17 protein-coding genes, 2 tRNA genes and 1 pseudogene are annotated in these 19,849 nt (G+C 63.8%); 9 read left to right on the top strand and 11 right to left on the bottom strand.

What is annotated here, in order from left to right:
* Positions 1-43: 43 nt before the first annotated feature.
* A complete protein-coding gene (gene sufB, locus ACWGS9_RS02400; protein ID WP_454503717.1) occupies positions 44-1,567 on the bottom strand; it encodes a Fe-S cluster assembly protein SufB in 1,524 nt (507 codons plus the stop codon).
* Positions 1,568-1,750: 183 nt separating this feature from the next.
* Positions 1,751-2,911, bottom strand: a complete 1,161-nt coding sequence (locus ACWGS9_RS02395) for a cysteine desulfurase family protein (RefSeq protein ID WP_454503716.1) — start codon at positions 2,909-2,911, stop codon at positions 1,751-1,753.
* A 269-nt stretch (positions 2,912-3,180) separates the two neighbouring features.
* Here ACWGS9_RS02395 and ACWGS9_RS02390 point away from each other — a divergent pair, with 269 nt between their 5' ends.
* Positions 3,181-3,855, top strand: a complete 675-nt coding sequence (locus ACWGS9_RS02390; protein ID WP_140815574.1) for an alpha/beta hydrolase — start codon at positions 3,181-3,183, stop codon at positions 3,853-3,855.
* Positions 3,856-4,007: 152 nt separating this feature from the next.
* On the opposite strand, the gene ACWGS9_RS02385 is transcribed toward ACWGS9_RS02390, so the two are convergent.
* The gene (locus tag ACWGS9_RS02385) at positions 4,008-4,862 is read right to left on the bottom strand and encodes a phosphatase PAP2 family protein (RefSeq protein ID WP_454503715.1); all 855 of its coding nucleotides are present in this window, start codon (positions 4,860-4,862) and stop codon (positions 4,008-4,010) included.
* A gap of 48 nt (positions 4,863-4,910) precedes the next feature.
* Positions 4,911-6,554, bottom strand: coding sequence for an ArnT family glycosyltransferase (locus ACWGS9_RS02380; RefSeq protein ID WP_454503714.1), 1,644 nt, complete (start codon positions 6,552-6,554; stop codon positions 4,911-4,913).
* A gap of 605 nt (positions 6,555-7,159) precedes the next feature.
* Between ACWGS9_RS02380 and tyrS the strand changes: the two genes are divergently transcribed.
* Positions 7,160-8,413, top strand: coding sequence for a tyrosine--tRNA ligase (gene tyrS, locus ACWGS9_RS02375; RefSeq protein WP_454503713.1), 1,254 nt, complete (start codon positions 7,160-7,162; stop codon positions 8,411-8,413).
* Positions 8,414-8,424: 11 nt separating this feature from the next.
* Here tyrS and ACWGS9_RS02370 read toward each other — a convergent pair whose 3' ends face one another.
* The gene (locus tag ACWGS9_RS02370) at positions 8,425-11,832 is read right to left on the bottom strand and encodes a hypothetical protein (RefSeq protein ID WP_454503712.1); all 3,408 of its coding nucleotides are present in this window, start codon (positions 11,830-11,832) and stop codon (positions 8,425-8,427) included.
* A gap of 95 nt (positions 11,833-11,927) precedes the next feature.
* Between ACWGS9_RS02370 and ACWGS9_RS02365 the strand changes: the two genes are divergently transcribed.
* Positions 11,928-12,395: a peroxiredoxin gene (locus ACWGS9_RS02365; RefSeq protein ID WP_454503711.1), complete on the top strand. Its 468-nt coding sequence runs from the start codon at positions 11,928-11,930 to the stop codon at positions 12,393-12,395.
* A 139-nt stretch (positions 12,396-12,534) separates the two neighbouring features.
* The gene (locus ACWGS9_RS02360) at positions 12,535-13,815 is read left to right on the top strand and encodes a M23 family metallopeptidase (protein ID WP_454503710.1); all 1,281 of its coding nucleotides are present in this window, start codon (positions 12,535-12,537) and stop codon (positions 13,813-13,815) included.
* Between the two features lie 33 nt (positions 13,816-13,848).
* On the opposite strand, the gene ACWGS9_RS02355 is transcribed toward ACWGS9_RS02360, so the two are convergent.
* Positions 13,849-14,802: a M20 metallopeptidase family protein gene (locus tag ACWGS9_RS02355; RefSeq protein WP_454503709.1), complete on the bottom strand. Its 954-nt coding sequence runs from the start codon at positions 14,800-14,802 to the stop codon at positions 13,849-13,851.
* Between ACWGS9_RS02355 and ACWGS9_RS02350 the strand changes: the two genes are divergently transcribed.
* The 3 genes and pseudogenes from ACWGS9_RS02350 (at position 14,731) to ACWGS9_RS02340 (ending at position 16,048) form a co-directional block, all read left to right on the top strand.
* Positions 14,731-14,937 carry a hypothetical protein gene (locus tag ACWGS9_RS02350; RefSeq protein ID WP_454503972.1) on the top strand — a complete coding sequence of 69 codons (207 nt, stop codon included), beginning with the start codon at positions 14,731-14,733 and terminating at the stop codon, positions 14,935-14,937. The genes ACWGS9_RS02355 and ACWGS9_RS02350 overlap by 72 nt on opposite strands.
* 171 nt (positions 14,938-15,108) lie before the next feature.
* Positions 15,109-15,351: pseudogene (locus ACWGS9_RS02345) on the top strand (SDR family oxidoreductase); the annotation flags it as partial.
* 139 nt (positions 15,352-15,490) lie between these two features.
* The gene (locus tag ACWGS9_RS02340; protein ID WP_454503708.1) at positions 15,491-16,048 is read left to right on the top strand and encodes a hypothetical protein; all 558 of its coding nucleotides are present in this window, start codon (positions 15,491-15,493) and stop codon (positions 16,046-16,048) included.
* Positions 16,049-16,119: 71 nt separating this feature from the next.
* Here the strand turns inward: ACWGS9_RS02340 and ACWGS9_RS02335 are convergent.
* Positions 16,120-16,195 (bottom strand) — tRNA-Val (locus tag ACWGS9_RS02335).
* 218 nt (positions 16,196-16,413) lie between these two features.
* On the opposite strand from ACWGS9_RS02335, the gene ACWGS9_RS02330 reads away from it, so the two are divergent.
* Positions 16,414-16,490 (top strand) — tRNA-Asp (locus ACWGS9_RS02330).
* Positions 16,491-16,690: 200 nt separating this feature from the next.
* A complete protein-coding gene (locus tag ACWGS9_RS02325; RefSeq protein WP_027166441.1) occupies positions 16,691-16,894 on the top strand; it encodes a hypothetical protein in 204 nt (67 codons plus the stop codon).
* A gap of 24 nt (positions 16,895-16,918) precedes the next feature.
* On the opposite strand, the gene ACWGS9_RS02320 is transcribed toward ACWGS9_RS02325, so the two are convergent.
* The 4 genes from ACWGS9_RS02320 to ACWGS9_RS02305 form a co-directional block, all read right to left on the bottom strand.
* Positions 16,919-17,017, bottom strand: a complete 99-nt coding sequence (locus tag ACWGS9_RS02320; RefSeq protein ID WP_454503707.1) for a putative RiPP precursor — start codon at positions 17,015-17,017, stop codon at positions 16,919-16,921.
* Between the two features lie 115 nt (positions 17,018-17,132).
* A complete protein-coding gene (gene rbsK / locus ACWGS9_RS02315) occupies positions 17,133-18,077 on the bottom strand; it encodes a ribokinase (protein WP_454503706.1) in 945 nt (314 codons plus the stop codon).
* Between the two features lie 4 nt (positions 18,078-18,081).
* Positions 18,082-18,534 (bottom strand): RbsD/FucU family protein, encoded by a 453-nt coding sequence (locus ACWGS9_RS02310; RefSeq protein WP_454503705.1) that lies wholly within the window; start codon positions 18,532-18,534, stop codon positions 18,082-18,084.
* Positions 18,535-18,561: 27 nt separating this feature from the next.
* The gene (locus ACWGS9_RS02305; protein ID WP_454503704.1) at positions 18,562-19,620 is read right to left on the bottom strand and encodes an ABC transporter ATP-binding protein; all 1,059 of its coding nucleotides are present in this window, start codon (positions 19,618-19,620) and stop codon (positions 18,562-18,564) included.
* Positions 19,621-19,849 lie beyond the last annotated feature (229 nt).

Genomic DNA, 19,849 nt, shown 5'->3' with positions numbered 1-19,849 from the left:
CTCTACCCACTGGAGAAATCTTTCGGATCGCCGTCCCATCTAGTCAGCCCACACTCCCCTCGAGGCTGATACCGATCAGCTTCTGCGCTTCGACGGCGAACTCCATCGGCAGCTGCTGGATGACGTCCTTGACGAAGCCGTTGACGATCAGCGCGATCGCCTCTTCCTCGGGGATGCCGCGCTGCATGACGTAGAACTTCTGGTCCTCGGAAATCTTCGACGTCGTCGCCTCGTGTTCGAACTTCGCCGTCGCGTTCTTGGCTTCCATGTAGGGCACGGTGTGCGCGCCGCACTGGTCGCCGATCAAAAGCGAGTCGCAATTGGTGAAGTTGCGCGCGTTGGCCGCCTTGCGATGCGCCGAGACCTGGCCGCGATAGGTGTTCTGCGAGAAGCCGGCGGCGATGCCCTTGGAGATGATGCGGCTCGACGTGTTCTTGCCGAGATGGATCATCTTGGTGCCGCTATCGACCTGCTGGTAGCCGTTCGACACCGCGATCGAATAGAACTCGCCCGAGGAATCGTCGCCGCGCAGGATGCAGCTCGGATATTTCCAGGTGATCGCCGAACCGGTCTCGACCTGCGTCCACGAGATCTTCGAGCGGTCGCCGCGGCAGTCGCCGCGCTTGGTGACGAAATTGTAGATGCCACCCTTGCCCTGCGCGTCGCCGGGATACCAGTTCTGCACCGTCGAATATTTGATCTCGGCATCGTCGAGCGCGATCAGCTCGACCACCGCCGCATGCAACTGGTTCTCGTCGCGCTGCGGCGCCGTGCAGCCTTCGAGATAGGAGACATAAGCCCCCTCCTCGGCGATGATCAGCGTGCGCTCGAATTGGCCGGTGTTCTTCTCATTGATGCGGAAATAGGTCGACAGCTCCATCGGGCAGCGCACGCCCTTTGGCACGAAGACGAACGAGCCGTCGGTGAACACGGCCGAGTTGAGCGTGGCGTAGAAATTGTCCGAAGTCGGCACGACCGAACCCAGATACTTCTTGACCAGCTCGGGATGCTCGCGGATCGCTTCCGAGATCGAGCAGAAGATGACGCCCGCCTGCGCAAGTTCCTTCTTGAAGGTGGTGACCACCGAGACGGAATCGAACACCGCGTCGACCGCGACGCGGCCGGACTTGTAGACGTTATCGCCGACCTCTTCTTCTTCCGCGTCAGCCGTCCCGGTCTTCTGGACGCCGGCCAGGATCTCCTGCTCCTTGAGCGGGATGCCGAGCTTCTCATAGACCTTGAGCAGTTCAGGGTCGACTTCGCTCAGCGACTTCGGACCCGGCGTGCTCTTCGGCGCGGCGTAGTAGTGGATGTCCTGGAAATTGATCTTCGGATAGTGGACGCGCGCCCAGGTCGGCTCTTCCAGCGTCAGCCAACGGCGATAGGCCTCCAGACGCCATTCCAGCATCCAGTCCGGCTCGTCCTTCTTGGCCGAGATGAAGCGAATGATGTCCTCGCTCAGGCCCTTGGGGGCCTTGTCCATCTCGATCTCTGTCTGGAATCCGTATTTATACTGGTCGACGTCGATCTTTCGAACTCGATCGATCGTCTCCTGCACAGCAGGCATAAGCGTTCTCCATCCACGCCGGGGTCAAGGCCCGACAGTTTTCAAACTATGGCACCACCCGAACCGGGAGCGGCTCGCGGCGGAGTAAGTTCCATATAGTGCGTTTCCGCCGGAAATTCACCCGGCCAGGACAAAACGCACGGCTCTACCAGGCCGCTAGGCCTGAATTCATCTTTGCCGCCCTCAGGCGGCTTCTTCCTTGCCCGCGCGGCGGGCGACGATGCCGGCCAGCGCCGCACGGAAAGCCTCGATATCCTCGGCGCGGGTCGCGCGGCCGATCGAAACGCGCAAGGCACCCAGGCTATCGCCATGCCCCATTGCCTTGAGCACATGGCTTGGCCCGACTTTTCCCGACGAGCAGGCCGAGCCCGCCGACAGCGCGACGCCGGCAAGATCGAAGGCGATCTGCGCCGTCTCGGCCTTGATGCCGGGAATAGCGAAGAATGTCGTGTTGGCAAGCCTTGGTGACGCCGCTCCAAAGATTTCCGCGTCCGGCGCGAGGTCGCGCACGATCGCCTCGACCTCGTCGCGCCGGCGCGCCATGGTGCCCATGTCGTCGAGACCGGTCAGCGCGGCACGCGCAGCGGCGCCGAAACCGGCGATCCCGGCGACGTTTTCCGTGCCGGCGCGGTGGCCTTTCTCCTGGCCGCCGCCATTGATCAGCGGCCGCGGCATCATCAGGTCGGACGCGGCGATGATCGCGCCGACACCCTTCGGCCCGCCGATCTTGTGCGAGGACAGGATCAGATAATCGGCATAAGGAGCTGACATGTCGAGCGAAATCCGCCCGGCGGCCTGCACTGCGTCGACGACCAGCACCCCGCCGGCGGCCTTGACGATTTCGGCGATGCGCGCGACCGGCTGGACGACGCCGGTCTCGTTGTTGGCGGCGTGGATCGCCACCAGCGGCAGGCCGGCGGCCTTGTCATGCGCGGCAAGCGCGGCAGAAAGCGCATCGAGATCGGCAATGCCGTTCCGGTCGACGCCGACCCTCGTCACCTGCGCCGCCGCAAACCGCCCGCCATTCAGGATGCAGGGATGGTCGGCCGCCGAGACATAGAGATGGCTCATACGGATAGCGCCGCGCCCCATCTGCCAGTCGGGCCCGAGCAGCGTCGAGGCGGCTTCGGTGGCGCCGGAGGTGAAGACGACATGCTCAGGCCTGGCATTGACCAGCCGCGCCACGTCGCGGCGCGCATCCTCGACCAACCGGCGCGAGGCCCGCCCTTCCGTGTGGACCGATGACGGGTTGGCGGCATCGAGCGCAGCGACCATCGCCGCCCGCGCTTCCGCAATGAGCGGCGCGCTGGCGTTGTAGTCGAGATAGGCGCGGGTTGCGGCCATTTTCGCTCGTTTCGTCCTTCCGCCAACTATCCCGCGAGGATAGCGCGTTATTTCCTTGAAATTGCAAGGCAAGCCGTCCTATTTACCCGGCTTGCGGCGCAGGCGGCCGGACCATCGGGTTTCGGCCACCCAGTTTTGAACAATTCTAAACTAGCTTCTAGGAAGACGCTCGCCCGGCGTCAAGGCTACAGAAGCCTTGGGGCCGACGAGACTCGGGGCCAGAGGAAGAATTCCGGGCTTGCGCCTTTGTATGCCACGTGGAGTATTTTATGCCTGAGGTCATTTTCGCCGGTCCGGCCGGTCGCCTGGAGGGACGTTATCAGCCCTCGAAGGAAAAGAGCGCCCCGATCGCCATCGTGCTGCATCCGCATCCGCAATTCGGCGGCACGATGAACAACAAGATCGTCTATGACCTCTTCTACATGTTCCAGAAGCGCGATTTCACCACGCTTCGCTTCAATTTCCGCGGCATCGGCCGCAGCCAGGGAGAGTTCGACCACGGCACCGGCGAATTGTCGGACGCGGCCGCGGCGCTCGACTGGGTGCAGTCGCTGCACCCGGATTCCAAGAGCTGCTGGGTCGCCGGCTATTCGTTCGGCTCGTGGATCGGCATGCAGCTCCTGATGCGCCGGCCGGAGATCGAGGGCTTCATCTCGGTCGCGCCACAGCCCAACACCTATGACTTCTCCTTCCTGGCGCCCTGCCCGTCGTCCGGCTTGATCATCCATGGCGATGCCGACAAGGTGGCGCCGCCCAAGGACGTGCAAGGATTGGTCGACAAGCTGCACACGCAGAAGGGCATCACCATCACCCAGAAGACGATCCCCGGCGCCAACCATTTCTTCGCCAACGATTCCGAGCTGCTTATCCAGGAATGCGCCGACTATCTCGACCGCCGGCTGGCCGGCGAGCTCGCCGATCCGAGGCCGAAGCGCCTGCGCTAGAGCAATTCCAGGAAAAGTGCGTAGCGTTTAGGCTCGGCGGCTTCGCCGTAGCTTTCGTCCGGAATTGCGCAAAAACTAAGACTTAGAGCGGTTCGGCGATTCCGTGAAACACTGAACCGCTCTAAGCGCAAAGGCTGCTCAATCCGGGCTCTTCAATGGGTCTGGGATTGGTCTGCGCCGATTTCGCTGCCCATCGGAATTCTGCCTCTTGGCGCGTTGGACGGTTTTAGCCGGAATGTCCGCTTGCGCACCGGCAGTTTCGACGCTGCTTGGCCGAAGATGAAGCCGAGCCGGGCGAACACCAGGCCCGAGACAACCGCAAACGCCAGCCCAAGGCCAAAGCCTGCAACCGTGTCGCTCGGATAATGCGCGCCGACGAAGACGCGTGTCGAAGCGATGCAGGCCGTGACCACCAGCGCGATGGTCCAGCGCCGCGGGAACAGCAGCAGCAGGATTCCGAACACCGCGCCCATCGTCGTGGCATGGCCCGATGGAAAACCGGCAAAGCGCGCATCCATGGCGAAGGGATGCAGCGACAAGACGCCGAAACTGTCGAAATAGAGCGGCCGGGCCCGGCCGATGCCGTATTTCAGCAGGTTGACTGCCAAGCCGGACAGGCCGACCGCGCAGAGCACCAGGAAGGCGAAGCACGTCCAGTTGTAGACGATCATCCGCCCTTGCCGGGACAGGCCGCGCCAATCCGTCAGATTGGCGGCGACGAGGCAGAGCGCCGCCGGAATGAGGTACCAGCCTCCCAGGCCGAACTGGGTGAAGAAATCGGTGAAGCGCACGAAGCCGGGCGACCATTCGCCGCGCATCTCGCCGGCGCCGGCGTCGAGGCGCAGGAAGGTCGCTACCGTGAGCAGCATCCAGGCCAGCAGCCAGACGCTCCATAAGATTTTCGGATAGCGCGCCGGGCGAACGGCAAAGCGTCGCCTCACGATCGTCATCGTGTCGCGGAAATTGCCGAGCGAGCGGCGATAAAGGGCAAGGGGCGCGGCGGTCATGGCTTTAGTGCAAAGTCTATAGGGGCATTCGATGCCCGACGCTATTGTTCATGGAGCCACCCGGTACAGGCCGAGCGAAAGCTTGTCTCCTGACGAGTAGTTGATGCCGTCGATCTCGGTCAGCCGCTTCGCCGACTTGCCCTGGGCGGCCAGCACATCGGTGAGCTTCTGCTCGTCCTTGATCGGCGCGAGGCCAAGCGCGCAGGACGGGTCGGCCAGCAGATGCCGCGCCACGCCATCGACGTCTGTGAGCACGGTCTTGGTGCCGACCAGGAAGACGAGGCTCGGCTCCTGGAATTTCGCCGAGGCAAGCACCGTGGTGTCACAAAGGCGGTTGGCGTCGACGGCGGTCTTGACCGCGGGGCTGAGCCAGATCGGTTTCAGCGACGGCGCAATGACGCCGAACAGCAGGCTGAAGGTGATGCCCGCGCCGACGGCGATCGCGGCGATACGCCCAAGCGGCACCTGGAGTTGTCGTGGGAAGGCAAGGTAGAAGGTGACCAAAGCGGCGATCGCCGCCGGTATGCTCCACCAGGAGAAGGTCTTGTTGAGATAAAGCGGCGCGCCGACGCAGACCACGGCAAGGCCGATCGCCACCACGCCAAGGCCGAAGGCCGTCGCCCACCACAGCCATGTCTGCCATCGTCTGAGCGGCGCGTTGGCCTGGTCCGCCGGCAAGGTCAGCAGCCAGCCGATCAGCAGCGCCATGCCCGGATAGGCCGGCATGACATAGTGCGGCAGCTTGGTCGGGATCGCCTCGAAAACCAGCCAGAACGGGATGTACCAGGCGAGGCAGAAGCGCAGGCGCGGATCGTCCCAAAAACGGTTCATGGCCTGCAATCCGGCGCCGACCGCGATCAGCCCGAATGGCCACATGAACAGCGAATAGGTCAGCATGTAGAAGCCGGGCGGCAGGCCGTGCGATTCCTCGCCTTGCGCCACCTTGTTCAGCATATCCTTGCCGACCGCTTCCTGGAAAAAAGCGCCGCCGCTCTTCCAGGTGATGAGGAAGAGCCATGGCAGCACGATCGCGAGCACGACGCCGACGCCGCGCGCCAGCTTCATCTTGAGCAGCCAGCGCCAGTCGCGGTCGAAGGCAAAGAGTGCTCCGGACGTCAGCATCGACAGCAGCGGTGCAACGGGCCCCTTGATGAGGATGCCCAACCCTTGCGCCGTCCAGAAGATCCAGGGCAGATGCCCGGGAACCGGTTCGTTGCGTTTTGCCGCCATATAGACCTGCGCCAGCGCGCCTTGCGCCGCCACGCAGCACGCCAGAAGGATGGCGTCGGTCTTGGCGTCGCGCCCCTCGAAGGCGGTGGCGAAGATCGCCGCCATAATCAGGCCGGCGGCCAGCCCGGCATTGGCGCCGAAGAGTTTCGTGCCTGTCCAGCCGACGCCGACGACGGCGAGGGCAATGCCCAGCATGGAAACCAGGCGATAGACCCAGATCGGCGCCCCGGCTCCCTCGCCGCTCAGCGCCACGGCCGCCGACTGCAGCCAGTAGATGCCGATCGGCTTCTTGTAGCGCGTGACGTCCTGCAGGCGGATATCGACATAGTCGCCTGTCTCGACCATCTGCTTGGTCGCCTGGACGAAACGGGATTCATCGCGGTCCACCGGCGGCAGGCTGGCCAGCCCGCTCACGGTCATGACAATGCTGAACAGAAAGAGGAAAAGATAGTTTCTGTTCATCGCGGGAGCTTGTCCGATCTGAAACTGCGGGATGGCCCCGTCGCGGCGCGCCTGTCTTTGCGCGGCGCTTCATTACGCCAGCAAAAAGGGTGAAGCAAGAAGTGGCCCTGTCTTCAGGCCTATCGCTTCAGCCCAATGACAGTTCCAACTTTAGTTTAGAGCACCAACTTCGAAGTCGGCGCCGCCCCTCATCGCCCTGCCGGGCACTTCTCCCCGTATAGTGACGGGGAGAAGTAGCTGACCGCAGCCTAGGCGCTTTTCTTGCAACGCCGGTGATTGGCGAAATCGCCAATGAGAGCGCCCCTCTCCCCGTCACTATACGGGGAGAGGATGCCGGCAGGCAGGTGAGGGGCAGCGCCGACGATTGAAAAAGGAGATGAAAGCGAATTCGAGCTGAGGCGATACCCTGCTACTCTCTCGGACACGGCGCGCGAATAGCAGGCGATCGAACGCAAAACCGGATTCCACTTTTGCTGATCGCGCAATTTGAGTGGCGGGCGATCGGACGCAAAACCGGATTCCACTTTTGCTGATCGCCCGCTGATGCTAAACGCGCGCCTTCACGTCACGCTTGGCTCAACGGCCGGCGATCTCCGGGAAAAAAAATGTCCGCCTTCAAATCCGATTTCCTGCGCATCATGAGCGAGCGCGGCTTCATCCACCAGATTTCGGATGAATCCGCCCTCGACCAGCTTTTCGCCACGGAAACGGTAAGCGCCTATATCGGCTTCGACGCCACCGCCAAGAGCCTGCATGCCGGTTCGCTGATCCAGATCATGATGCTGCACTGGCTGCAGCAGGCCGGCCACCGGCCGATCGCGCTGATGGGTGGCGGCACCTCGATGATCGGCGACCCTTCCTTCAAGGACGAGGCGCGCAAGCTGCTGACCCCGCAGGACATCGAGGACAATCTCGCCGGCATTCGCCGCAATTTCGCGCCCTACCTGAAGTTCGGCAGCGGCCCGGGCGACGCGGTCATGGTCAACAATGCCGACTGGCTGATGGGGATCAACTACGTCAACTTCCTGCGCGATGTCGGCCGGCATTTCTCGGTCAACCGCATGCTCGCCTTCGATTCCGTAAAACTCAGGCTCGACCGCGAGCAGTCGTTGTCCTTCCTCGAATTCAACTACATGATCCTGCAGGCCTACGACTTCGTCGAGCTCTACAAGCGCGTCGGCTGCCGGCTGCAGATGGGCGGCTCGGACCAGTGGGGCAACATCGTCAACGGCATCGACCTCGGCCATCGCATGGAGGGCGTGCAGCTCTTCGCCATGACCACGCCGCTGCTCACCACCTCGTCGGGCGCCAAGATGGGCAAATCCGCCTCGGGCGCGGTGTGGCTCGATGGCGACATGCTGTCGCCTTACGCGTTCTGGCAATATTGGCGCAACACCGAGGACGCCGATGTCGGCCGCTTCCTGAAGCTGTACACGACCCTGCCCTTGGACGACGTCGCGCGGCTCGCAAAGCTCGGCGGCTCGGAGATCAATGAGGCGAAGAAAATCCTCGCCACCGAGATCACCGCCATGCTGCACGGCCGCGAAGCGGCCGGGACGGCAAGCGAGACGGCGCGCAAGACCTTCGAGGAAGGCGCGCTCGCCGAAACGCTGCCCAGCGTCGAAGTGGCCAGGTCTGACCTCGAGGCCGGCATCGGCATCCTGGCGCTGTTCGTGAGCGCCGGGCTGGCTGGCTCGAACGGCGAAGCACGCCGGCATATCCAGGGCGGCGCCGTGCGCATCAACGACCAGCCCCTGACCGACGACCGGCGCATTGTCACGCTCCAGGACCTCGGCCCGGAAGGCGTCGTGAAGCTCTCGCTTGGCAAGAAGAAGCACGTGCTGGTGCGGCCGAGCTGATCGGCCGCTTCTTACCTGTACTCGAAGATCGAGCGGAATATTCCGGGTGCGACGACGGACAAGGGGTTGACGTTAAGCGTCGGCTTGTTGGCGTTGCCGCGCAGCCGGTAGGTGACGCCGATCAGGCCGCGGTCGCGCCCGTTGCCGAGCAGCGGACCGAGCAGCGGCAGTTCGCCGAAAATGCGGTTGAGACCATAGACCGGCATGAAGGTCCCGGTCATGTCCATGTTGTTGTTCGGATCGTAGAGCGTGCCCTGGAAGGTCGTGCCGATGCGCGGGCCCCGCAGCAGGCCGTTCGCCAGCTTCAGGTAGCCGGAGCCCTTGTCGATCTCGGCGAAGCCGCGCTCGAACTTCACCCTGGACGTATCGATATTGCCTTTGACGGCCTCGTTCAGGCTGCGCGTATCGCCGGCCGGCGTGGTCGACACGATCGAGGCCAGCCTGGGCTCGTTGACCACATAGAAATTGCGTGCGTCCACCTGCCCCTTCATCGGCCCATCGGCGGCGCCGGAAAGCGACAGCGTGATCGCGCCGCCTTCCATATGCTCGTAGACGTTGAGGAAACGCAGGATCGCGCCGGCATCGGCCGACTTCACACTGAGCACGCGGCCGCCTTCGCTGGTGGTGTTGTTGATCGCAATCGCGGCGCCCGAGCTTGCCGCGGCGGTGACGTTGAGCCCGTTCACGCGCGATCCGGCGGCGCTGTACTCGAGCTTGAGATTGGAGAGCACCTCGTCATGGAAACCGGTCAGCGATGCCACATCGGCGCTCACCGAGATCGCGTCGCTGCCGGCGCCCTTGGTGGCGGTGTCGACATCCGAGGTGAACTGCTTGATCAGCGAGCGGGCGTCGAGCGACGCGCCGCTGACGTCGACAGCATAGCTCTTGCCGGCGCGCTTGACCGAAACGGCAACGTCGTCGCCTCGGTTCAACGCAACTTTGCTGAAGCGGGCCGTGGACAATGCGCCGTTGAGCAGCGTCACGCTGCCGCCGATCGAAAAGCTTTTTCCGCCGAGATCAAAATTCGTCAATGTGGTGGTGCTGCCGGACTTCGCCATGTCGAAGGTGACCTTGGCGGGAATGCCGGCGCCCTTGCTCCAGCCCGCCCAAGGAATGTCGAGCCTGGCATTGGTCAGGTCCGCCGAGACCTGCTGGGCGCCCTCGCCGCTCTTGTCGATCGCCACCTTTATGGTTCCCGAAAGCAGGTCCGACAGGCCGGGCATGCTGGCATTACGCGTCTTGTCGTCGAGAACCAGCGCAACCTTGCGGCTGCGCGCGGGCCCGTCGTCGGCGAGCGGTTCGACCAGATCGAGCTCGGCCGGAATGCCGTTGAGCTTGGCGGCGGCGGAAATCACCGCCTGCTTCGGCCCGACGGTGATCGAGCCAGTGGCGTCGGTGACCGTCTGGTCCTCGAAAGGCTTCGCCAGCGACAGGTCCTGATAATCGAGCGAAACCAGCCAATCGAGCGTCGAGGTGTCCATGCCCCTTGTCAGCGGAATGTCCGCCCTGACGTGGCCACTGACGGTGCCGGACAGGTCTTCGGGTGCCAGGCCGACATGGCGCATGGCATTGATCGGCTCGTAGGAGGCAAGCTCGGCGATCGCCGGCCCTTCACCCGCGACGTCGATGTCGAGCCCGCCGATCACAATCGGTCGGTTCGCGTTCTTGATCGTCAGCGTGCCGCCGCTTGCCGCCACGGTGCGGCCGCTCGGCATATAGACGCTGCCCGAGGAAAGCGTGATGTCGACATCGTTGCCGTGGAACGTAACGACTCCGACGGCGTCGCGGACGGGCGGGATGCGCCCGGCGGTATCGAAGCGCGATCCCTTGATCTGGAAACGGCCGAACACTTCGTCGCCGGTAAGCGGCACACCGTTGCCCAGGCGCCCCGGCACGACCTGGAACTGCAGGTTGGCATCGGTCACCGTGCCGCCGAACAGATTGCCCAGCACCCAAAGCCGCGCATTGCGTGCCGAGAACCATGGCCACAATTGCTTCACATGCGAGACCGGCATGTCGTGAACATTGAGCGACAGTGATACTCCCGGAGGGCCGTTGTCGATGAAGGCGACCGTGGCCGCGCCCAGCACTTCGCCCGATCCGCCGGACCGGACGCCGATCTGCTCGGCGACGAGCTTTCGGCTCTTCGGCTGGTAGACGCCGGCGATACGGGCCAGGAAGGCAAGCGCCGGTTCCGGTGATTCCGAAGGCGCCAGCGTCGAGCCGTCGCTGGTGAGATCGTAGCGGTAGGCGGGCTCCTCCCCCGCGGCTGTCGGCCTCGGTCCGATCGATCCGGCAAAATCGAGGCTGGAACGACCGCTCTTGATCAGCAGCCGGTCGACCGAGATCTTGTTCGAGCCGGCCACCAGCGAGCCATCGGCATCGACATCGACCGGCAACAGGCCGCGTTCGTCCAGGTCGAGCACTGAACCGGCGAGCGACAGCGAGACCGCCAGGCGTGATGGATTGTCGCCGGACGCTTCCGAAGCCGAAAGCTTCAATGCGATCGAGCCCAGTTTGGCACCCTCGGCCGCCGGGGCAGCCTCGGTCGAACTGCCCTGGCCGGAGCTGCCGGCGCCGGCGATCTCGAGGTTGGCGTCCAGTGACGCGATCCGCCTTGCCGTCGCATCGCGGGTCGCCGAGGCGGTTAAAGTCGCGTGCCGGCCGTCGACATCGGCTTCGTAGGAGAACTGCAAGCGTCCTGTGCCGGTCTGCGCGACGGTTGCCGAGGTGACGGTTACGCGCTTGACCAGCCCGGTGTCCGGCAGTTCGAATTCGACGTTGCGCAAATCGATCTGGCGCATCGAGTCCTCACGCACGGCATCCAGCACGTCGTTGACGCTCCCGAACACCGCCGCCGACACTTTCTCCGGGTCGACAAGGCCGTCCTCGTTGCGCAGCCCCACCGTCAAGTCGCCGCCGCCGGAGGGCATCGCGGCGACCATGATGTGGGCGTCGGAAAATCTGGCGCTGGTCAGCCGGACATCGCCCGAAAGCAGCGGCAGCAGGCGCATGCCGAAACGCACGCGCCCGATATCGGCCATCGGCTTGCCGTCGGCCGTCTTGAGGCTGACATCGCTCACCTGCAGGGCGACGAAGCTCGATCCGTCGAGCGTCAGCCGCGCCGAGCCGACAGTGACGTTGACATCGACGCCGGCCAGTTTCTCGATGGCTGTCTCTGCCTCGGCCCTGAGCCGTTCCGTGCCGATGCCCGAGGCGCCGAGGACATAGACGCCCGCCGCCGCCAGAAGTACCAGTGCGCAAAGCCCGGCAAACACGCGACCGAGGAAGCGGAAGCGGCGGCGCACCGCTGCCCGGCCGAGCGGCGGCACGCTGCACGCGGACGGAAGCCTTGCCAGGTCGGTGATCTCGTCACGCCTGAACCTGATCTTCTCGTGCTGCGGTTCTTCCTGATCCAAGCAATATTCCGTTGTGACGAACTCGTCGTGGACGAATCCCCGCTTCACGTTATATCGATGATTTCCCGCGCGTAACCGCAAACAAGGGCATCGATATGGCTGATCTCGAGGTGGGCGACGCAGCACCCCAATTCGATCTTCCGCGTGACGGCGGCGGCTCCCTCAGCCTCGCCGCATTCCCGGGCAAGCCAATTGTACTCTACTTCTATCCGCAGGACGACACCACAGGTTGCACCAACGAGGCGATCGGCTTCTCGCAGTTGAAACCGGAATTCGAGAAGGCCGGCGCCGTGGTGATCGGGCTCTCGCCCGATAGCGTGAAGAAACACGACAAATTCAAGGCGAAGCACGATCTCACCGTCGATCTCGTCGCCGACGAGGAGCGCAAGGTGATCGAGGCCTATCATTTGTGGGTCGAGAAGACGATGTACGGGCGCAAATATATGGGTGTCGAGCGCGCCACCTTCCTGATCGGGAAGGACGGGCGCATCGCGCGCGTCTGGCGCCAGGTTCGAGTCAAAGGCCACGCCGAAGCGGTGCTTGAGGCCGTGCGCGCGCTCTGAGGCGCCGAAGCATCTCGCACAACTCGCTACCCGCGATACGGGCACCGGTTGCGCCGGGATTGCGGCCGGCAAACCTTTGTTAACCCTAATAATGTGTAATCAGGCTAGTCGTTGGTCCCGTAACGAAAGCCTGGTCCCCGTGAAACCAACCGGTCAGTCAGCTGTCTTCGGCAGGCGCAAGGAACCGCACACGGTCATCATCGCCCGGGGCAACGAGATAAGGCATTTCACCATCCGCCCCTGGCTCGCCGCCTTCATCGGCTCGGCCTTGGCGGCGATCGCCATCGGCTACCTGCTCGCCACTTCCTATCTGGTGCTGCGCGACGACCTGATCGGCGCCACGACGGCAAGACAGGCGCGCATGCAGCAGGCCTATGAGGACCGCATCTCGGCCCTTCGGGCTCAAGTCGACCGGATCACCAGCCGCCAGCTTCTCGACCAGCAACTGATGGAAACCAAGGTCAGCGAGTTGCTGGCGAGGCAGACCCAGCTCAGCGAGCGCCACGGACGGCTCGGCCCGATCCTCGAGCGCGCCGAGAACGAGGTCGGCGACGCGCCCGCGACAAACGCGGCGACGCCTAAGCCTGACGAGCATGCCGATACCACCGGCAGCCTTTCGCAAGCGCCGACCTATTCCGTCGCCAGCCTGAGTGCCGGTGACACAAGGCCCTTCTCACTCTGGTCCACGAGGTCCGATCCGCTCGGCGGCGAAACGGCCGCCGATCGCGCCGACAAGCTGTTCGTCTCGATCAACGCGTCGCTGAAGGCCATTGAGAACCAGCAGCTCTCGCGCATCGCCACGCTTGCCGGCAACGCCTACAAGAATGCCGATGCCATCGCGCAGGCTCTGGAAGCGGCAGGCCTTCCGGTCGACAGCGAACTCAACAAGAGCGATGTCGGCGGCCCGCTGGTTCCGCTTGATCCCTCGATGGTTTTCGACAGCAAGGTCAAGGAGCTGGACGAAGCGCTCGACGCGCTTGACGGGGTCAAGAAGGAGGCTCGCAAGCTGCCGCTCGCCAACCCGGCCCCTGGCCATGCGGTGACCAGCCCGTTTGGTGTGCGCACCGATCCGATCCTGGGCAGCGCCGCCCTGCACACGGGCATGGATTTCAGGGCGCCGATCGGCATGCCGGCAAAGGTCACGGCCGCCGGAATCGTCACCAGGGCCGGCTGGGCCGGCGGCTACGGCCGCATGGTCGAGGTCGACCATGGCAACGGCTTTGCCACACGCTATGGACATTTGAGCGAGATCGATGTGAGCGTCGGCCAGAAGCTTGCCGCCGGTGACGTCATCGGCAAGACCGGCAGCAGCGGCCGGTCGACCGGTCCGCACCTTCACTACGAAGTGCGCCACGATGGCGAGGCGGTCGACCCGCTTCGCTTCCTGACCGTTGGCAAGAAGGTCGCGCGGTACCTTTAACCAGTTGCCGATCCGAGACCGGCGTTTGCGACCTCACGACGCGCCGGGATTCTCCTGCCCCGCCAGGAACATCGTTGCCGCCGAAATCAAGGTGAGCGCGCCGTTTTTCAAAGCCGCCTCGTCGACGCGAAACTTGGCGTGGTGCAGCGGATAGACCGACCCGACCTCTTCATTGCGAATGCCGAGCCTGAAATAGACTGAGGGGCGTTTCTCGCTGTAATAGCCGAAGTCGTCGGCAATGCTCCATCCAGGCATGTTCAGGGCATTGTCCGCGCCGATGCTGGCCTTGGCGCCGGCAATGATCAGCGCCGCCATCTCGGCATCGTTGACAACGCCAGGTTCGCCGCGGTGGATGTCGACCTCCACGCTCGCGCCGTGGCTTGCCGCTATTCCCTCCAGCACCTCGCGAAGCCGGCGCCAGGCGCGCTCCCTGGTCGTGTCGCTGCCGCTGCGGATGGTGTCTTTGAACACGATCTTGCCGGCGGTCACGTTATAGGCATTGCCGCCGTTGATGGCAGTCACCGAAATGACCAGCGGGTCGTAGGGATCGGTCTCGCGCGAAACGATCTTCTGCAGTTCGCCCACCATGGAGCAGCCCACGGCCAGCGCATCGACGCCTTCGTAGGGTTTTGCCGCATGCGCCGCCGAGCCGGTGACCAGCACATCGAACGTGTCGCAAGCCAAGGTGTAGGGACCGGAACCGACGGCGACCTTGCCGGACGGCGTATACGGATCGACATGGACGCAGATCGCGGCATCGACGTCGTCGAGAAGCCCCTCCTCCACCACCCGCCTGCCGCCCGACGGTTCGTCCTCTTCGGCCGGCTGAAAGATGAGGCGGACGGTTCCGCCGAAACTGTCGCGCAAGCGATGCAGATGCGCGGCCACCGCAAAACCCATCGCGGCATGCGCGTCATGGCCGCAGGCATGCATCACGCCGGGGTTTTCCGACGCATAATCGACACCGGCTTCCTCTTCGATCGGCAAGGCATCTATATCGGCGCGAATGGCGAGCTTGCGGTTCGACTGCCTGCCGGTACCGACAATATCGACGGCAAGCCCGTAGCCGGCGACATCACGAATATCGGCGAACCTTCCCTCACGAGCATTTCCCGCAAATAACGCTGCGTGCCCGCCTCGCGGTTTGAAAGCTCCGGGTGGCGATGCAGATGGCGCCTGATCTCGATCATCCGATCGAGAATTCCGGCATCGATGTCGGGCGCGGTATCGCTTGCCGAAGAAGACCGGTCAGGATTTGACACGGATATCCCGCGGGAACTTCGTCAGCGTCTCGTTGCCGGCGTCGAGCCCGGCAACATCCTGACCGAGGGCATGAAGCTGCACCGCGATGCCGCTTTCATCAAGAGCATGGAGGACGCCGTGCCGCTCGGACGCCTCGGCACGCCGCGCGACGTCGCCAATGCCTTCCTGTTCCTGGCCTCGGACGACGCCAGCTATATCACCGGCACGACGATCGTCGTCGATGGCGGCCAGCTCCTGCCGGAAGGCCAGGATTTCCGCCTGACGCCGCCGTGATTCGCCGCGGTTTCGACGACGGCCCTTCCCTCTCGGGATGGGCCGGCGACGGCCGCTCTTGCAACGGCCGGCTCATTCATCGCCTATTCAACCGGGTTGCGGTAGGATGCCCTCGCTTGAATCGCATGGAGGACAAATCGTGTCAAAAACCCCAACTGCCTTGATCCGAATGGTGTTTGCAGCCATTTGCTTCGTCGGCCTGGCTGCCGCCGCCACCGCCCTTTTCCCCGCCACCGCCTCGGCGCAGCAGCTGCGTCGATGCGCGAATGAAGGCGGCATATGCCGCTTGCCCTACCCTGGGGAAGTGGTCTACGGCGCGCGTGGCCGAACGACCTCCCGGTTTTTCGACCGCCGAGCCGTGCCTTGCTCGAATCGCGTTTTTGGCGACCCGGCCCCCGGCCGTGAAAAGGCTTGCTATTTCGCGGCGCGCGGTCGCGGCGACTATGGCGGTGACAATAACTACGGCGATAACAATTACGGCGACGACCAATATGGCTCTCGCCCCGACCGCGGCGAATGGGTCGCCTGCGCGCGAGAGGGTGAGTTCTGCGATTTCCGCGGCCGTGCGGTGGTCCGATACGGCGCACGCGGCCGGTACGCACAGGACGTCTTCAGAAACGGCGTCGACTGCAGCAACGACACCTTTGGCGATGACCCTGCCCCGGGCGCGCACAAGAATTGCTACATCAGGCAGTAGCCGGCGCTCGACGAGGTGGCGGCCCTGGTAAGGGCCGCTGCCACATTCTGTTTCCAGCTTTTCCGGCAGGATGGTGGGCGATGACGGGCTCGAACCGCCGACATCTTCGGTGTAAACGAAGCGCTCTACCAACTGAGCTAATCGCCCGCTTGAGCGCGGACCTTTAAGCAGTTAGGGCCGCATTCGCAAGGCCAAATGAACAGACGGCGCGCCCGTCGCGGTGCGGATTTCCCCAGCCTCGGCGCCGCTGTCAAAAAACCTTCTCCTGATTGCTGTAATGCTTCAATGCCGCGCTTGACACCCGCAGACGAACCCCTTATCCACCGCCCCAACGACGAACACGCCTGACACGTGCTCGTCAGTGCGCGGGTGTAGCTCAGTCGGTTAGAGTGCCGGCCTGTCACGCCGGAGGTCGCGGGTTCGAGCCCCGTCACTCGCGCCATTTTCCTTCACGGATCAGCCGAAAATCAGGCTTGTGCAGGGCGCTTTGACGTGGATTCCGGTGTATTGCCGGAAGCGACGCGCGGCCCATCGTCAATAAATACGAACTTGCTCGCACTTTGCCGCTTGGGCGCGCGCTATCTCGGAACCATTCCAACCTTGTCCCGTTCAGCCCAGGAGCGAAAAAAACGGGAGATCAAGATGGCTGTGAGATGCCGCATTTCGATTGATGACGCCAGGGATGTCGACGAGCTCGCCTTCCAGGAATTGCCGCGGGTAGGCGAAAGCGTGTCGATGCCGGTCGAAGGATCGAGCAGGGACCTTCGGGTTCTGCGCGTCGTGCATATGCCCGGCAGCGAGCAAGGCGCAACGACGATGCTGGAGCTGACCAGCAGGATACTTTAGCGCCACCGGGGCCGATCTTGGAAATCACTCGCCCAGTACGACGCCGGAAGCGATAATCTGGGCCGCCCGTTCGGTGAGCTTCTGGCGCTTCACGAGCGTGGGCTTTTCGTAGTGCTTTTTCATCCTACCGTTCCAAATCGGCGTCGCCGACAGGACGATGAACGCGCTCGTCTCAATTGCGTTCCGAATAAGGAGGCGCTAACGAAGCCGCGCGCGAAAGACAGCTAGGCGGGAGGTTTCAGGCCTCGGCGAGCAGCGCCTCGACCTCTTGTAATGTCGGCATCGACGGCGCGGTGCCGGGACGGGTCACCGAAATGCCGGCGACCGCGCAGGCAAAGCGCACGGCCTCCAGTGGCTCGACGCCTTTTGCCAGAGCCGCGGCGAGACCGCCATTGAACGCATCGCCCGCCCCTGTGGTCTCGACCACCGGGCCGGCATTGACCGCGCCGACATGGTCGGAGCGATCCTTCGCATGCAGCAGCGCTCCCTTTTCACCGAGCGTCACGATGACGGCGCCAACGCCCTTGGCCAGGAGGCTGTCGGCGGCGCGGCGGGCGTCGTCGATCGACGACACCTTGATGCCGGTCAGCCCTTCGGCTTCAGTCTCGTTGGGCGTGACATAGTCGCACAGCGTGTAGATGCGGTCGGGCAGGCTGGCCGCCGGCGCCGGGTTCAGGATGGTCGTCACCCCTGCCCCGCGCGCGATCTCCAAGGCTTTCAGGGCCGCGTCGATCGGCTGCTCGAGCTGGGTGACGAACACGCCGGCGGACCGGATCAGGCCGGCATGCTCCTCGATGTCTTCGGGCGAGATCAGCATCGCGGCGCCCGGGCTGACGATGATGGCGTTGTTACCGGTCCCCTCCTCGACGAAGATGTAAGCAGCGCCCGTATAACTGTCGGGCGTATCGATGACGGCGCTCTTCACGCCAGCATCCTTCCAGGTCTGTTTGGCCATGTCGGCGAAGGCATCGACACCGAGACGGGTCAGGAAGGTGATGTCGGCGCCGAGCTTGCCGGCTGCGACCGCCTGGTTCGAGCCTTTGCCGCCCGGGCCGAGCTTGAAGGAATTGCCGAGAATCGTCTCGCCCATGCGGGGCTGGCGATCGGCGCGATAGGCGGTATCGGCGACGAAGACACCCAGGATGACGACAGGTTTCATGACAACGGGCTTGCCGGAGGCCATCGTCTCACTCCGCATCCGGCGGCACGACGCCCTTGCGGAAAGCAAAGCAGCCATAGAAGCGGCGCTCGCCGGTCTGGATCACGCAATAGGCCTTCTTGGAGCGCTCGTAGAAGGCGTAGCGCTCGATCGAGATCATCGGCCAGGGCTTGCCCTCGGCGGCGTCGACCTCCCTCTGAACCTCCTTCTGCACCGGCGGGATTTCGTCCGGCTTGCCGACGATCTCCATGCGCGCCGCCGCATCGTCGACGAAACTATCCAGCGGATAGAGGGACAGCACCGCCTTCACCACGTCCGCCGCCGTCGCGTCGATGCGTAAAAGCTTGCCGAGCACCGTCTGTCTCGCCACGGAGTCGGACGGGAAATTGGTGTCGGCGATGATCAGATCGTCGCCATGGCCCATCGCCCGCAGCGCCTGGAGCACATCGGCATTGAGCAGCGGATTGATCCCTTTGAGCATGGTTTCCTCTTGAAGACTTGTGTGCGGTCAGAGACGCTTGCCGGTCCCGGCGTCGAAGAGGTGGACCTGGTCGAGACGGGGCTTGAGCTTCAGTGTGTCGCCCGGCTTGAAGTCGTGCCGCTCGCGAAACAGCGCCACCATCTCGCCCTCGCCGAAGCGCACGAAGGCCAGGGTCTCGGAGCCTGTCGGCTCGACCACCGAGACCTTGGCCTCGACGCCTTCCGGATGGATCTCCAGATGTTCCGGACGCACACCATAGACAACGGCCTGGCCGTCCTCGGCGGCGGCCCCTGACGGCATCGGAAACGCCGTGCTGGCGATCTCGACCGCCGGTTTGTCAGCCTTCTTTACAGTGCCCTTGAGCAGGTTCATCGAAGGCGAGCCGATGAAACCGGCGACGAAAAGGTTCGCCGGCCGGTCGAACAGTTCCAGCGGCGCGCCGACCTGCTCGATACGGCCGTCGCGCATCACGACGATCTTGTCGGCCATGGTCATGGCCTCGATCTGATCGTGGGTGACGTAGATGGTCGTGGTCTTCAGCCGCTGGTGCAATTCCTTGATCTCGGTGCGCATCTGCACGCGCAGCTTGGCGTCGAGGTTGGAAAGCGGCTCGTCGAACAGGAACACCTGCGGATTGCGCACGATGGCGCGGCCCATGGCGACGCGCTGACGCTGGCCGCCCGAAAGCTGGCGCGGATAGCGCTTGAGATAGGGAGCGAGGTCGAGGATGTCGGCGGCGCGCTTGACCCGCTCGGCGACCACGGCCGGATCGGTGCCGCGCAGCTTCAGCGCGAAGGCCATGTTCTGCTCCACCGTCTTGTGCGGATAGAGCGCGTAATTCTGGAACACCATGGCGATGTCGCGCTTCGCCGGCGGCAGATTGTTGACGACGCGGTCGCCGATCGAGATCGTGCCGCCGGAAACGGTCTCCAGTCCGGCCACCATCCTCAGAAGTGTGGACTTGCCGCACCCCGACGGGCCGACCAGCACGACGAACTGTCCGTCGGCGATGTCGACGCTGACTTCATGCAGGACCTTGACGGTTCCGAACGCCTTGGCCACACTGCTGATCGCGACTTGAGCCATCGTCTCCCCTTTATCGTTTGCGGTGAAGCTAGCCATTGCGAACGGCAACGGCAAGTCGGTATCTTATAGTTAAAAAGCCAACCTTGTTGACAAGGTAATCGATTACGCGAATAGTGGCGAGTGCCAATCCGAGAGCCGGTATTTTACCGGGAAATCGGAGCTCCGGCGACGCAGGGTGGGGTCCCACGTCCCCGTATGATCGAGGAGAACCGCTGGCGTTTCGACGTCG

This window comes from Mesorhizobium sp. Arg314, from assembly GCF_053714275.1.
The sequence above is the reverse complement of the archived record's forward strand: the minus strand, read 5'-3'. Positions and strand labels throughout refer to the sequence as shown.